The organism is Carnimonas bestiolae, assembly GCF_051251145.1.
Taxonomy (GTDB): Bacteria; Pseudomonadota; Gammaproteobacteria; order Pseudomonadales; family Halomonadaceae; genus Carnimonas; species Carnimonas bestiolae.
This window is the reverse complement of sequence record NZ_JBPCZK010000002.1, coordinates 350,291-364,812: the sequence shown is the minus strand read 5'-3', so window position 1 is coordinate 364,812 and position 14,522 is coordinate 350,291. Positions and strand designations below refer to the sequence as shown.

Below are 14,522 nucleotides of genomic sequence, written 5' to 3'. Positions count from 1 at the left end.
TACCGCCTTTGGAACAGCATGTCGATTACTTACCTACAACACGCGAATGCCCACATTCTATATGAAGCCGACCAATTTTGCGGAATTGGTCAGGGGGCGCAAGCAGCACAACAGCTCGAGCCTCTTTTCACGACCGCTTATTGGCAGCACCAGCAGGCGGTCATTGCCAAGGCGCCGGGGCGCGGCGAGAGCCTGTTCGTTACACCGCAGAACATCGCCAGCGACCCCAATGCCCAGTGGGTGTTACGCCCCTACCGCCGTGGAGGCGCTATCGCTCGGGTGAGTCAGCAGCGCTATTGGTGGAGTGGCGTTAACGCGACGCGCGCGTTCAGGGAATTCCGCCTGACCGCCACGCTGAAAGAGCGAGGGCTTGCGGTGCCCCAGCCGGTGGGTGCGTGCGTATGGCGCGCGGGACTCACCTACCAGGCGGCGTTCATCAGTGCGCGAATAGCAGAGGCCAAGCCATTGGCGGCGCTGCTCGATAGCATTGATACCGCCACGCTTGAACAAACCGGCAGGCTCATTCGCGATGCCCATGATCTTGGCCTCGATCACGTTGATCTTAACGCCCGCAATCTACTGATTGATAAACGCGGCAAGCCTTGGATTATCGATCTGGATCGCTGCCGTCTGCGCACGCGAGGCCGCTGGCAGGACGCCAACCTTCAGCGACTCGGACGATCATTGGAGAAATTCGCGCCTCAGCGCGGTGCGGCACTGCTCGACGATATTCGCCGAGGCTATCAGGAAACCGAGACGCCGCGATAGCAGTCGATCAGTGTGTTCAGGTGGCGCTCCGCCGAGAACTGCTGCTCAACCTTGGCACGCCCTGCCTTGCCTAGCAGCTCACGCAAAGCGGGGGAGTTTTCCAATTGCACGATCGCTTTACGCCACTCCGCAGGCGCATTCGGATCGACCAACACGCCATCGCCATTACCAAGAATTTCGGGCAGCGCACCCGAATTGGAGCCGATCACCGGCCGCGACATCGCCATTGCCTCGATGGCCGTCAAGCCAAAGGCTTCATTGGGTGACGGTACGCATACGATATCCAGCGCGCCCAGTACCTCGGCTAAATCGCTGCGAAAGCCAACCAATTGCACTCGCTGCTCAAGCCCCGCTGCGGCAATCTTGGCGCGCAACTCGCTAACAAAGCTTTCGCTACTACCGCTTGAGCCATCGAGTCCGCCAATAATCAGCCCGCGCACACGGCTATCGGCGGGCAGCTCAGCCAACGCGTCGATAAATACCTGATGTCCTTTGCCTGGCGTGATGCGGGCAGCCAGCCCTATGGCGATTTCATTCGACTCGATGCCAAGCGAGTATCGCACCTGCTGACGCTCTTCATCAGATTGGGCGCCGAATGCCGCGATATCGACGCCGTGATATAGCCGCGCAATACGCTCGGGCGCCACCGGAAGCGCCTTTTTATTGCGCGCCAGCGTCGCATCGCTGATCGACAGCACTTGGTCAACCTTGCCAAACGCCCAGCGGTGGTACAGGTCGCGTTTGGGTTTGCTAACGCCCATGTGTTCGGTAAAGACGATACGCAGTGATGGCATGCCTGATTTAAGCAGCGCAGCAAGCCGCAAATCGCTGGATTTATGGCAGTGCAGCACTGAAATCTTGCGGGCACGCATCCACCGCCGCAGCCGACACACGCGCCACAACGCGCGCGTGACAGAGCTATATTCCAGCACTTCAACACCCCGCTGACGCATCGCGTCGCCCAAACGAGCGCCTTCCAACGTTACGCAATACACGCGCCAGCCACGGTTGGATAGAGCGGGAGCAAGGCGGGAGGGATACATTTCCAACCCTCCCCAGCCTCGCGACATACACATTTCGAGTACGCCCTCACTCATACCGACATTCCCTTCCCTTTTAATCGTAAGCAGTGCGTTATCGTCGAGTACGCACCCTGCTCATCTTTCTCTACCGAATTGCGCGACAAGCGTCGAACGAATGCCATTTTCGCAGACAATCGCATTAAAACGCGCCCAATCCATTCGCCAAAAGTCGCACAGAGTACATCGGTTGATCGGTGATTACACTATCTGAATCAGGCATCGCTGCGGGCAACTGAGACGATGACGGCTAGCTGGACAACAGCGGTTCCGAAAACCGGCTGAAAAACAGTGAGCTATCGATGAAACGTGAACCTGAACGGCGAGAGGTTTCGCATTATTCATGCGTCGAAAGAGCATCCATCTCACGGTTAACCGATCAACGAACAACCGTGGCACGGATGAAGAAAAAGCACTTTTCAGGTACGCTGTAGGCCTCTCGACTTAACGCCCTGCCACTTGGAATAGCCCCACGTCATGAGTTTCTCGCACCGTATTCTCGTTGTTCGCAATGACAAACTGGGCGACTTCATGCTCGCGTGGCCCGCGCTCAAGGCGCTACGGCACGCCTCACCGGATAATCATATTGCGGTGCTGGTGCCCGACTACACGGCCCCCATGGCACGCCTGTGCCCTTGGATCGATGAGGTGCTCATCGATCCAGGTGCGGGCAGCGGCAGCCAACTCACCACGCTGATGCGCGATGGCCATTTCGATGCGCTACTGACGCTATTTTCAACGCCACGTGTGGGATGGGCAGGAATGCGTGCGCACATTCCATTGCGCATGGCGCCTGCTACTAAGTGGGCGCAGTTTTTTTACGGTACGCGCATAACTCAGCGTCGCTCACGTTCGTTGAAGCCCGAGTACATTTATAATCTGGAATTGGCGGAAGCACTCGCGAAGCGCCTGAATCAGTACCCGCGACGCGTTGCGCCGCCGTACTGGCCGCTGGAAAGCGAGCAGCGCGCTAGCCAGCGTCAGCAGCTTGCTTATGAACTGGCGCTGGACAGCGAACGGCAGTGGTGGGTGCTCCACCCCGGCAGCGGCGGCTCGGCGGTCAACCTAAGCCCGCAGCGCTATATCGAGCTGGCGGAGAAGGTAACCCGCCACGCCGGCAGCGCGATCAGCTTTATTGTGAGCTGGGGACCGGGTGAGAAGGAGCGAGCCAGCGCTGTTACTCAGGCGCTCGCTGAACGGCAGATCGACGCCCACTTAATGCCAGCGCGTGCTGGGCTGGCCGAGTTTGCCCTCACGCTAGCGGCGGCCGATGGGATGATTGCCGGATCGACGGGGCCACTTCATATAGCAGGCTGTCTGGATATCGCCACGCTCGGTTTTTACCCGGCCAAACGTTCTGCCACTTCGCTACGCTGGCAAACCTGCAATAGCAGCGACAAGCGCTTGGCGTTCAGCCCACCGCCCAGCGAAGACGCGCGGCAGGCAACTAATATGGAGCGCATAGACATCGATGCGGCGGCCGTCGCTCTCACCGAACTGATCGACAAGCGCTGATGTTTCACGTGAAACATTGGTACGCTGACGCGGCGTTGGCTGTACCTGCTTAAGCGCCGCCCGCCTGTTCCAGCTCGGCAGCCAGTACCGCAATCAGCTCCTCTGCATCCATCGGTCGAATACGCGCCACGCCTTTGCCTGCCCAAAGCGACAGAAAGTCGGCGTCGCCACGCTGAGCGGCGGCAGCGCGCAATGCGCCAGTCAGCGCATTCTGAATCGGATACGCAGGCACGCTGGCCTCATTCTTCTCAAGAATGCGCATCGCCCGGTTGGGCAATCCACGAGCGAAACGGCCGCTAAAGGCGCGGGTGAGCTGCGTTTCGCCACTGGCTTCAAGCAATGCCTGCTTCCACGCATCGCAAATACCGCTCTCAGTGGTTGTCAGGAATGCAGTCCCCAATTGCACGGCCTGCGCGCCGATCGCCAACAGTGCTGCAATACCGTAACCATCCATCACACCACCGGCCGCAATCACCGGCAGCGCTGCCACGTCGAGACATGCCTCAACCAGTTCCGCAGTGTCAAACAAGGCATCTTCGCAGCGCCCGATGAAGGTGCCACGATGGCCGCCAGCCTGTGCGCCCTGTGCCACGATTGCATCAGCGCCCAGCGCTTGCCAGGCCTCGGCTTCCTGCGGGTGGGTAACATTGCCTACCACCAGGATACCGGCGTCATGCAAACGCTGGCACTGGTGCGGCTCAAGTATGCCGAAGGTGAAGCTCGCCACTGCCGGACGCAGCTCAAGCACGGTTTCCAATTGCTCTTCAAACGGCTGACACCACTGACGCGGCAACTCCGGAGTAATTCCCAACTCTTCATGGAGGGGCGCCAAGCGCTGCCAGGCCTGTTCGACTTCCGACGGATCCGGTGATGGGATGGGCTGCACGAACAGATTGATAGCGAAGGGCCGGTCGGTCAGCGCCCGGATAGAGCTCACTCGCTCCGCTATCGTTTGTGGCGACAAAGCAGAGCCTGCCAAGGAGCCCAACGCGCCCGCATTGGAGGCTGCCGCGACTAGCGCTGGCGTGGTGGCACCGCCGGCCATTGGAGCCTGCACTATCGGCAGGCTGATGCCCAGCAACTGCGTCAGGGTATTGTCCAGTGTCATGGTCTATCCCCGTTGAAGAGTGAGAACTTCATTCAAGCATAGAGCAACTATAGGTGCACTGATACAAAGCGGGGGTGCTTCGCGCAAGGAAAGACAAAGGCTCGAGGTCAAAAGCTCAAGCAGCGGCGCATCGAAGCTTGGCGCCTAGCCACCAATACCCTCGCTCCATTGAGCAGTGGTGATAGTGCCGCGCAAACGCACGCGCTATCCACGTGCGTTCGCGCATTACCATACTCAATCAGCCAAGCGCTTGTCGGCCACCGGGGTAGCATTGGCGCGAGAGTCGGCTTCATGCCCAGGTTCCGGCGGCTCTTCGAGCGCATCGCTCAGCCACTGCTGCATGGAATCCAGCGCCAGTATGTGCTCGATATAGCGTTGGCTGCGGTCGGACAATTGCAAACCGAAACCGATGCAGCGGAATACCACCGGCGCAAAAAAGGCGTCGACTGCCGAGAAATGGCTACCTGCGAGGAAAGGCCCGCCAAAACGCTCCAAACCTTCACGCCATAACTGGTCGAGACGTTCCAAATCCTTGGCAAGATCGTCCGGCACCGCGTCAAAGCGCAGCTCTAAAGCACAATTCATGGGGCAACGATTGCGCAACGCGGTAAATCCCGCATGCATCTCGGCCGCCGCGCAACGCGCCCAAGCGCGAGCCTGAGGAGATGCTGGCCAGATGCCGTCGTACCGCTCGGCGAGATATTCGATGATCGCCAAGGATTCCCATACCGTCAGATCGCCATCCTGCAATACCGGCACCTTGGCAGTAGGAGAGAAGCGAATGAATTCGGGATTTCCCCCTGCATGCGTGAAGGCGACTTGCTTCTCCTCAAACGCAATGCCGGCTTCTACGAGCGCAAGCCACGGCCGCAGCGACCATGACGAATAATTTTTATTGGCAATCCACAAGGTTAACGACACATCTATCCCCTTCCCTTACTACCATTGATCCCTAGACCGAATCTGCCAGCACCGTTCGCTCATCCTTGCCATTACCATTACTATAAGCACTTTATTTATCCAGCGAGAAGCAGCCATGCCTTCGATTACCGGCGTCGTTATTGCCTTCAACGAGCAAGAGCACATCCAGCAATGCGTCGAGTCGCTCAGCCAAGTATGCAATGAGGTGATTGTCGTCGATTCGCACAGTCAGGATGACACGCCCGCGCTAGCACAACAGGCAGGCGCGCGCGTGTTGGATAACGACTGGTTGGGTGACGGGCCCCAGCGCACTTACGGTGCCGAGCGCGCCAATAACGACTGGATTTTGTCACTGGACGCCGATGAACGACTGGAAGACGATGCGGTAGCCTTTATCAAGGCGCTGTCGCTTGATGACCCCACCGTCGCCTATAGTTTTCGCCGTCGCAATCTAGTCGGCAAACGCTGGATAAAGGCTGCGGGCTTCTATCCTGACTTAGTGACACGGCTTTATAACCGCACTCAGTCTGACTTCAATGATAAGAAAACTCACGCTAATCTGATCGCGGCACGCACCGTCGACAGCGATACCCACCTGCGCCACTTCACCTATCAAGGCCTGAACGACTGGATCACCCGCATTAACACGCTATCCAGCGAAGATGCGCTATCCATGCATGCCCGCGGCAAAGCCGCCTCACGCTTCTCGCCCGGCTTTCACGCGCTGAATAGCCTGGTGCGCAAACTGGTGTTCAAAGGCGGATTCTTCCAAGGACTGGACGGCATGAACGTCGCCGTCACCACCGCCTTCCATGCGTACATGAAGTATTTGAAGCTTTACGAACTCGGCGTGAAGGAAAAAGGCGAGCAGTCACAGTGGGAGGGGAGGAGGTAGATAGTTGGGGCGTCTGCGTAGTAACGCGATGTCGGCGTTTTTGCTGGGTGGCTTATTGAGAGCTTGTGCGGGTCTTCATTGTTGGCGTTCTTATCTTCTGGCTTATTCTGTAGCCTACGCAGTCTTTCACTGTTGGCGCCTTTTCAGACGTTATTTTATTAATACCGAAGGGGACCTTGCAGGCCCCCTTCACCCCCGCTGCCGTCAGGCGCGTCAGACCATCCACTTGCAAAACTGCGCTGCAAGCGGATGATTCCGCGCCTTCCTTTATGAAGTTTGCGTATGCTGGTAGTTAGATCACGTTAAGCGTTCTGTTTGCCGAGGCATGACAGCCCATTGAATGTGTGCGCTGTGCGTGCACAGCGACATCACATTCGGGGCGCTTCCACGAACGGGAGAGCGCGAGAGGGACAAGGTTCCTCTCGCATTCAGAATAAAGGTTTGGTTTGAAAAGACGCTAACAGTGAAGTCCTGCGCAGGATCCAAAATCAGACCAACAAACCGCCAACAGTGAAGTCCTGCGCAGTCCCCAGAATAAATTACCGCCCCACCTCATACTGCTTTATCGCGCTCTCTATCCTTGCCACCGGCATCTGCTTCAAACAATTGGTATGCCCAAGTGGGCAGACGCGTTTGAAGCAAGGGGAGCAGTCGAGGTTGAGCCAGTGGATGTCGGCATTACTGGTGAGCGGTGGGGTGTAATGCGGCGAGGAGGAGCCGTAAAGCGCTTGTATGTGAGTACCCACCGACGCTGCAACATGCATTAAACCGGAGTCATTGCTGACCACCTGGTCACACAGCGCGAGTAGGTCTACGGCGTCTTCAAGGCGGGTTTCGCCGCACAGGTTATGTACGTTAGGCAAATTTTCAGCGATGCGCGCGCCCGCGGGATGGTCCTTGGGGCCGCCCAACACCACAACATGCTTACCTTGCTCAACCAGTTGGCGCGCCAGCGCGTGGAAGTAGTCCAGCGGCCACTGCTTGGCAGGGCCATATTCAGCGCCGGGCATCATGCCGATAACGCCGCGATCAGGAAGATTAAAGCGCTGTTTCAGCAACTGCTGATTATCGCTATCAATACGCAGACTCGGGAAGGGAATGTGTTCCGGCGCACCCGACTGGCTTAGCCCCAACGAGACAAAGCGTTTGACGGTTTGATCGAGCACCGTCTTATCAAGCGTGCGACGACGATTGATCACGCCGTAGCGCTGCTCTCCGGTAAAACCGACACGCACCGGAATTCGCGCGAAGAACGGCACCAGCGCCGATTTCAGCGAACGCGGCAGCACGATCGCGCGGTCGTATTCGCCCTTCAGCCGACGCGCCAGCTGCCAGCGCGTGCGCAAACCTGATTCGCCATGCCCAACGTCCAGCGTTAGCGCCTGACGCGCCTCGGGCATGCGATGAATAATGGGCGCCGACCACTTGGGCCCCAGCACATCGATGATGCAGTTTGGCATCTGCCGTTTCAGCGTCATCAGAAGGCTTTGCGCCATCACCATATCGCCCACCCAGGAAGGCCCTACAATCAGAATGCGCGGGCCATCTTCCTCGCTAGCTTGGGCGCTTTCACCGGAGTGATTGCTCACTTTCAAACAACAACCCGCTCTTTATTCAACCACTCAAGGTACGCCTGCACGCCCTCAGCAACGGTGTGGAACTGGTGATCGAAGCCCGCCTCGCGCAAGCGCGAAATATCAGCCTGAGTGAAGCTCTGATAGCGCCCCTTCAGGGAGTCGGGGAAATCGATGTAATCGATCTGGCCTTTACCATAGAAATCGATCACGGTATCGGCGATCGCCTTGAACGGCTCAGCCCGGCCAGTGCCCAGATTGAACACGCCGGAGATATCAGGATGATCGAAGAACCACAGGTTGCACGCGACCACATCACCAACGTAAATGAAATCGCGGCTCTGCATGCCTGCTTCGTAGCCATCGTAAGCACCAAACAGCTTGGGATTCTCACCCGCCTGCACCTGCTGATGGTGATGGAACGCTACGCTTGCCATGCTGCCCTTATGTTGCTCGCGCGGGCCATACACGTTGAAGTAACGAAAGCCGACGACCTGCGCCTTAAACTCGCCTTCACGCGCGCGCACGTACTGATCGAACAGCAGCTTGGAGTAGCCGTATACGTTGAGCGGCTTCTCAAACTGCGGATCCTCTATGAACTCGGCGCTGCCGCCATAGGTGGCCGCAGAGGAGGCATAGAGAAACTGCACGCCGTTTTTCTGGCAGTAATGAAGCAGCTCTTTCGAGTAGGTAAAATTGTTGTCGAGCATGTACTGCCCGTTCCACTCGGTGGTCGAGGAGCACGCACCTTCGTGGAATACTGCCCTGAGTGGCGGTAGTTCGTCGTTGGCCAGCTTGCCGCGAAATTCATCGATATCCATGTAATCGGCAATCTGACAATCGACCAGATTGACGAACTTCGTGCCGTCAGTAAGGTCATCGACCACAATAATGTCGCTGATACCGCGCTCGTTGAGCCCTTTGACGATATTAGAGCCGATAAAGCCGGCGCCACCGGTTACCACAATCATGCGCTACTCCTGAATCGAAGCTGAGTTCTTACCGTTGTCGACGTCGAGGTTAATGCGGAAGCCATCTAATAACGCTTTACCTTTACCACGGGTCTACAACGAATTTGCCCGTAATTGTATACTTGCGAGTCTTTTAATTCATGAATTACAGGTCATCAGCGCACCAAACGCCGCTTGACCAACGATGGAAGCGCGAAACGCCCCCATGTATTCATGCTTTCCTCACCTAGCCGGACCAAGCCAATGACACAGTCAACGCCAGACGTGACCACCTTTCAGGGCCTGATCCTAGCGCTACAGCACTATTGGGCCGAGCAGGGCTGCGTGATCATGCAGCCGCTCGATATGGAAGTCGGTGCCGGGACCTTTCACCCGGCCACCTTCCTGCGCTCAATTGGACCGGAGCGCTGGAATTCAGCCTACGTACAGCCATCGCGACGCCCCGCCGATGGCCGTTACGGTGATAACCCCAACCGTCTGCAGCATTTCTACCAGTATCAGGTCGTCATGAAGCCGTCTCCCGACAACCTTCAGGAGCTCTATCTTGGCTCCCTGGAAGCGCTCGGCTTCGATCGATCCGTTCACGATATTCGATTCGTCGAAGACAACTGGGAATCTCCTACGCTTGGCGCCTGGGGGCTGGGCTGGGAAGTGTGGCTGAACGGCATGGAAGTGACGCAGTTCACCTACTTCCAGCAGGCTGGCGGCATCGAATGCTATCCGGTGATGGGTGAGTTGACCTACGGTCTTGAGCGCCTCGCCATGTATCTGCAAAACGTCGATAACGTTTACGACCTGATCTGGGCGCGTACGCCCGATGGCAACCAGGTCACCTACGGCGACGTGTATTTGCAGAATGAACGCGAGCAGTCGGCCTACAACTTTGAGCAGGCCGACGTCGATTACCTGTTCGGGCTGTTCGATGAGTGCGAAAAATCCTGCGCTCGCCTGCTCGATGCCAAGCTGCCGCTGCCCGCTTACGAACAGGTCATGAAGGGCTCGCATACCTTCAACCTGCTGGATGCGCGCCGTGCCGTGTCGGTTACCGAGCGTCAGCGCTATATTCTACGCGTTCGCACCATGGCGCAGAAGGTCGCACAGGCATACTATCAATCGCGTTTGGAAGCAGGCTTCCCGCTGGCTGACGAAGCCATTCGTGAGCCAATACTGGCCGCCCATCGCGCTGAACAGGAAGCAGCAGCGTCTGCCTCCGATAACGAACAAAAGGCTTGAGCATGTCATCGCAAACTACATTTCTGGTGGAATTGGGCACCGAAGAGCTACCACCAGGCAGCCTGTTCTCACTTGCTGATGCATTCGCGGAAAGCCTGCGCGACAGCCTGAAGGCCGCTGACATTGCTCACGGCGACATCCATGCCTATGCCACGCCGCGCCGACTCGCGGTCATCATCGAACAGCTCAGCGAGCATCAGCCTGACCGTGAAAACGAGCGCTTGGGCCCTGCCATCGCAGCCGCCTTCAAGGATGGCGAGCCGACCAAAGCCGCCACGGGTTTCGCTGCGTCTTTGGGTATCGACGTTAGCGAGCTGGCAACCATCGATACCGACAAGGGGCCGCGTATTGGCTACCGTCAGACGCTGCGCGGCGAAGCCACCAAGGCACTGCTGCCCGCAATGGTCGAGAGCGCTATCAAGCACCTTCCCGTCGCCAAGAACATGCGCTGGGGCGACTCACGCATCGAGTTCTCGCGCCCCGCGCATTGGCTGGTGATGCTATATGGCAATAATGTTGTCGAGGGCTCAGCGCTTGGGCTAAACGCAGGTCGTACCACTTACGGTCATCGCGTGCACTGCGCGCATCCCATTGAGCTCGCCAACGCGGACGACTACCTCGAGCAGCTCGAATCCCCCGGCTTCGTTATTGCCGATCAACAGCGTCGTCAGGCGCTCATTCGTGCCCAGGTGGAAGCAGAGGCAGACAAACTGAATGCCCACGCCGTCATCGATGACGACCTGCTGGAAGAGGTGGCTGGTCTGGTCGAATGGCCGGTCGCACTGACGGGAAGCTTCGATGAAGAGTTCCTGAAGGTACCTCAGGAGTGCCTGATCACTTCGATGAAGGAAAACCAGAAGTACTTCCACCTGGTAGACGGTAACGGTCAGCTGCTGCCCTCCTTCATCACTATTGCCAACCTGGAAAGCCGCGATCCGGCTCAGGTAATCGCGGGCAACGAACGCGTTATTCGCCCGCGTCTGGCAGATGCCGCCTTCTTCTTCGATACCGACCGCGCCAAACCGCTGGCCGACCGGCGCGCGATGCTCGAATCAGTGGTATTCCAGCGTCGTCTTGGCTCGATGGCGGATAAATCCCGACGCATCGAAACACTGGCGGCGGCCATCAGCGAGCGCATTGGCGGTAACTCCAGCGCTGCCACCCGCGCCGCCCAGCTTGCCAAGTGCGATCTGGTGACCGAGATGGTGATCGAATTTTCCGATCTGCAGGGCGTGATGGGCGGCTACTACGCGCGCCACGACGGTGAGCCGGAAGAGGTTGCGCAAGCGATTGCCGAGCAATACCTGCCGCGCAACGCGAGCGACGATATCCCCGCCTCGCTAACGGGCGTCGCGCTGGCGCTGGCGGACCGACTGGACACCCTGACGGGCATCTTTGGCATCGGTCAGCGCCCCACTGGTGCGCGCGATCCCTTCGCGCTGCGCCGTGCAGCAATCGGCGTGCTCAACATTCTGATCAAGGGCGAATACAACCTCGATCTGAAGCAACTGCTGCAGTTGGCCGTTGAACAGCACACCGAACTGAGCGACGACGACCGCCAGGGGCTGGCATTTGACGTGCTGGAATACACTCGAGAGCGGTTACGCGGCTGGGCGCAGGACAACGGCATCGATACCGATGTGTTCAATGCTGTACAGGCACGTCCGGTGTACAAGCCGCTCGACGCGGTACGCCGTCTGCGCGCCGTACAAGCCTTCACGCAGCGCCCTGAGGCCAAGGCACTGGCAGCGGCCAACAAGCGTGTCGCCAACATCCTGGCCAAGCACGATGAAGCGCTGCCCGAAGCGATCGATGCGTCACTGTTCGAATCCGACGCTGAGCGCGAGCTCAACGATGCGATCCAGCGCCTGCGTGATCAAACGCAGCCGCTGCTCGCTCACGCGGCCTACGGTCCCGCGCTGGACGCCTTGGCTTCTCTGCAGCAGCCGGTCGATGCCTTCTTCGATCAGGTGATGGTAATGGCTGAGGATCCTGCGGTGCGCGGCAACCGTTTGGCGCTGTTGAAAGAGCTGCAAGAGCTCTTCCTCGAAGTGGCTGATATCTCCTTGCTGCCTCAGTAAGCGCCTCGACGACGCAGTTCGTAAAAGCACTAAAAAATCCCGTCACCACGCTTCGGCTGGTGACGGGATTTTTTCATCGGGAGAAAATCGTACGGGAATGGCGCGTCAATGGCGGTGGCCTTCAGCGCGGCTAAAACGAGACCGTATCAACACGCTCGATAACGCCCGTGGTACCGCCCGAACGGCGCTAAATAGCACGATTGTTGATCGCGCGTTAGTCAGACGCTATCCTGAAACGCCTAACGGAGATGGCAATCCTCCGGCCCAACCCTGAGAAGTTGGCGAACCACCTACCTACTGCGTTTTACCAGTTGCAAAGGTTAATGATGCCTGCGTGTCGCGCTGCTGCCCTATCGGGAAGCAGGGGCGTCTTGCGCAGCAAATTCATTCGATCTTGCGGCAAGCTCTCCCTCGCGCGTTCTGCTCTTTTTATTGGAGACTATCCGATGTTTGCAAGTCTGATCGCTGTTGCCTGTGGCGGCGCTGTTGGAAGCGTGTTGCGCTGGTGGATGAGCCTGCGCCTGAACGGACTCAATCAACATATCCCGCTGGGCACCCTGGCCGTGAATATTCTCGGCAGTTTTATCATCGGGATACTGATCGCCAGCTTCACTCGCATGCCTAACCTCGACCCCATGTGGCGAGCGCTGCTGGTGACCGGTTTCTGTGGCGGGTTAACCACCTTCTCAACATTTTCCGCTGAAGTGGTGGGCATGCTCTACACCGGTCGATTCGGCTGGGCACTGATTATCGCTGCCAGTCACCTTATCTGCTCGCTGCTGGTGACCTACATCGCCTTTCTGCTGGTGCAGTGGCTGGTGCCGCGTTGAGTTTATCCATACACTGGCGCACTATTTATTCCATCGAGTGAAGACGTACCGGGGCAAACGAGCAATTTGTGCCGTTTGGTCACACTGCCTCCGTGCCCAGCCCTTCTCTCACTGTATCAACGGCCAGTCAGCAGAGGCGCGTGGTGAGCAACCCATTAGTTATTCTTGATCGTGATGGCGTCATCAACCAGGACTCCAGCGCCTACGTTAAAACGCTTGCGGAGTGGGTGCCCATTCCCGGTTCTATTGAGGCGATCGCGCGACTGAGCAAGGAAGGCTATCAGGTTGCCATCGCGACCAATCAGGCCGGTATTGGCCGCGGCATCGTCGCCGCTGACGAAGTTGGCAAAATGCATCGCCGCCTGACGCAGCTCGTCAGCGATGCCGGCGGGCAACTGGCGGCCATCGAATTTTGCCCGCACCATCCCGATGAGCGCTGCGCCTGCCGTAAACCCCAGCCCGGCATGCTGTTTGCCATTCGCGATGCACTTGGCGTTGAAGATCTGACAAACGCATGGATGGTGGGCGACTCGCTGCGCGACCTTCAGGCTGGAGAGGCCGCTGGCACTCGTACTGCGCTGGTACTGACCGGCAACGGCGAGAAAACCCGTGAGCAGCTATCACGACTCAAACACCCAGAGCAGGTGGCCATTTTTTCGTCGCTGGCGGACTTCGCTGACACGGCGTTATCGAACGACTAGGCACGCAGCTGCTGGAATGATGTGCCGGAATTTGCCAAACCGTTGCCGATAACGCTACGCGATAGCCGCTGCTAAACCGCACTCGTTAACGTCGTGCAACGACCGCTGTCCAATCACATCCGCTAACGTTCTGCGTTCGCCAAACCGCGCCTTGTAATGCATCGGTTGCTGCAGAAATCCCCTCCATGAATGTGCGCTGCCACTACCTGCCCGCTGCTCGACTAACCGCATGCGCTAACTGCATCGCAAACTATCCCTATCATCATCCACCAAAAACGCCCGGCACATGACTGCGCTCGGGCGTTAAGTAGCAGACGTTAGGAGAGCCTGCCTAGCGATGTTTCACGTGAAACATTCGCTCTTTAATTGAGCGCCCAGCAGCGCGAGGTGGGTACGTTCTGATCGGTGCCGGCCTGAGGCGGGTTAACGACGCACAGTGCAGTGCTATGCCCCGAGGAAGCGCGCTTCTCGATCACCATCATCATGCCCTGCGGATAGCGATCGTTGGTAACCACCCTATAGCCGTGATTGAGCAGCGTTTCGAGAGAGTCGCTAAGCGGCGCGAGTTTGGTAGGAACAGCTAAAGGGCTGTAGGGCGATTTGACACCCGACTCGGGTAACGGTCCATCGTTGGTTGCCGCAGTGACCGGCGCCGCGATGGCCAACGAGAAAGTGGTTGCAGCAACGCTGAACAAGGTGGTGAGCGTTTTCTTCATGGTAACTTCCTTTGTCTTCCTTGCGAGGAAACAAGCGCCGCAATTTCACGGCGTGCCAACACCGTTTGCGGCGTAGGAAATGTGCTAACGATCGTCGAACCAGTTATAGCAGATACAGGCCGAGGCGACT

At 58.0% G+C, this 14,522-nt stretch carries 13 protein-coding genes and 1 riboswitch; of the genes, 7 read left to right on the top strand and 6 right to left on the bottom strand.

Translation table 11 applies throughout. The features are described 5' to 3' along the window. The first annotated feature begins 18 nt into the window (after positions 1-18). Entirely contained in the window at positions 19-768 is a 750-nt protein-coding gene (locus tag R84865_RS04885; protein ID WP_435632096.1) for a 3-deoxy-D-manno-octulosonic acid kinase, read from the top strand. Here the strand turns inward: R84865_RS04885 and R84865_RS04880 are convergent. Then, positions 744-1,865 carry a glycosyltransferase family 4 protein gene (locus R84865_RS04880; RefSeq protein WP_435638992.1) on the bottom strand — a complete coding sequence of 374 codons (1,122 nt, stop codon included), beginning with the start codon at positions 1,863-1,865 and terminating at the stop codon, positions 744-746. The two genes, R84865_RS04885 and R84865_RS04880, sit on opposite strands and share 25 nt — an antisense overlap. 459 nt (positions 1,866-2,324) lie before the next feature. Between R84865_RS04880 and R84865_RS04875 the strand changes: the two genes are divergently transcribed. Next, a complete protein-coding gene (locus tag R84865_RS04875; RefSeq protein WP_435638991.1) occupies positions 2,325-3,362 on the top strand; it encodes a glycosyltransferase family 9 protein in 1,038 nt (345 codons plus the stop codon). Between the two features lie 49 nt (positions 3,363-3,411). Here R84865_RS04875 and R84865_RS04870 read toward each other — a convergent pair whose 3' ends face one another. Continuing rightward, positions 3,412-4,470: an NAD(P)H-dependent flavin oxidoreductase gene (locus tag R84865_RS04870; protein WP_435638990.1), complete on the bottom strand. Its 1,059-nt coding sequence runs from the start codon at positions 4,468-4,470 to the stop codon at positions 3,412-3,414. Positions 4,471-4,704: 234 nt separating this feature from the next. Further along, positions 4,705-5,391, bottom strand: coding sequence for a glutathione S-transferase family protein (locus R84865_RS04865; protein ID WP_435637282.1), 687 nt, complete (start codon positions 5,389-5,391; stop codon positions 4,705-4,707). Positions 5,392-5,506: 115 nt separating this feature from the next. Here R84865_RS04865 and R84865_RS04860 point away from each other — a divergent pair, with 115 nt between their 5' ends. After that, positions 5,507-6,286: a glycosyltransferase family 2 protein gene (locus R84865_RS04860; RefSeq protein ID WP_435638989.1), complete on the top strand. Its 780-nt coding sequence runs from the start codon at positions 5,507-5,509 to the stop codon at positions 6,284-6,286. 539 nt (positions 6,287-6,825) lie between these two features. On the opposite strand, the gene waaF is transcribed toward R84865_RS04860, so the two are convergent. Together waaF and rfaD are read right to left on the bottom strand one after the other, a co-directional pair. Further along, positions 6,826-7,875 (bottom strand): lipopolysaccharide heptosyltransferase II, encoded by a 1,050-nt coding sequence (gene waaF / locus R84865_RS04855; protein WP_435638988.1) that lies wholly within the window; start codon positions 7,873-7,875, stop codon positions 6,826-6,828. Positions 7,876-7,877: 2 nt separating this feature from the next. After that, positions 7,878-8,831 (bottom strand): ADP-glyceromanno-heptose 6-epimerase, encoded by a 954-nt coding sequence (gene rfaD / locus R84865_RS04850; RefSeq protein ID WP_435638987.1) that lies wholly within the window; start codon positions 8,829-8,831, stop codon positions 7,878-7,880. A gap of 243 nt (positions 8,832-9,074) precedes the next feature. Here rfaD and glyQ point away from each other — a divergent pair, with 243 nt between their 5' ends. The 4 genes from glyQ (at position 9,075) to gmhB (ending at position 13,676) form a co-directional block, all read left to right on the top strand. After that, positions 9,075-10,064 carry a glycine--tRNA ligase subunit alpha gene (gene glyQ, locus R84865_RS04845; RefSeq protein ID WP_435632086.1) on the top strand — a complete coding sequence of 330 codons (990 nt, stop codon included), beginning with the start codon at positions 9,075-9,077 and terminating at the stop codon, positions 10,062-10,064. 2 nt (positions 10,065-10,066) lie between these two features. After that, positions 10,067-12,145, top strand: coding sequence for a glycine--tRNA ligase subunit beta (glyS, locus tag R84865_RS04840; RefSeq protein WP_435637286.1), 2,079 nt, complete (start codon positions 10,067-10,069; stop codon positions 12,143-12,145). Between the two features lie 235 nt (positions 12,146-12,380). Next, a riboswitch (Fluoride riboswitch) is annotated at positions 12,381-12,485 on the top strand. 106 nt (positions 12,486-12,591) lie between these two features. Next, a complete protein-coding gene (crcB, locus tag R84865_RS04835; RefSeq protein WP_435632084.1) occupies positions 12,592-12,975 on the top strand; it encodes a fluoride efflux transporter CrcB in 384 nt (127 codons plus the stop codon). Positions 12,976-13,118: 143 nt separating this feature from the next. After that, positions 13,119-13,676: a D-glycero-beta-D-manno-heptose 1,7-bisphosphate 7-phosphatase gene (gene gmhB / locus R84865_RS04830; RefSeq protein ID WP_435632083.1), complete on the top strand. Its 558-nt coding sequence runs from the start codon at positions 13,119-13,121 to the stop codon at positions 13,674-13,676. Between the two features lie 362 nt (positions 13,677-14,038). Here gmhB and R84865_RS04825 read toward each other — a convergent pair whose 3' ends face one another. Beyond that, on the bottom strand, positions 14,039-14,392 hold the full coding sequence (locus R84865_RS04825; RefSeq protein ID WP_435632082.1) for a hypothetical protein: 354 nt from the start codon (positions 14,390-14,392) through the stop codon (positions 14,039-14,041). Between the last annotated feature and the right edge of the window lie 130 nt (positions 14,393-14,522).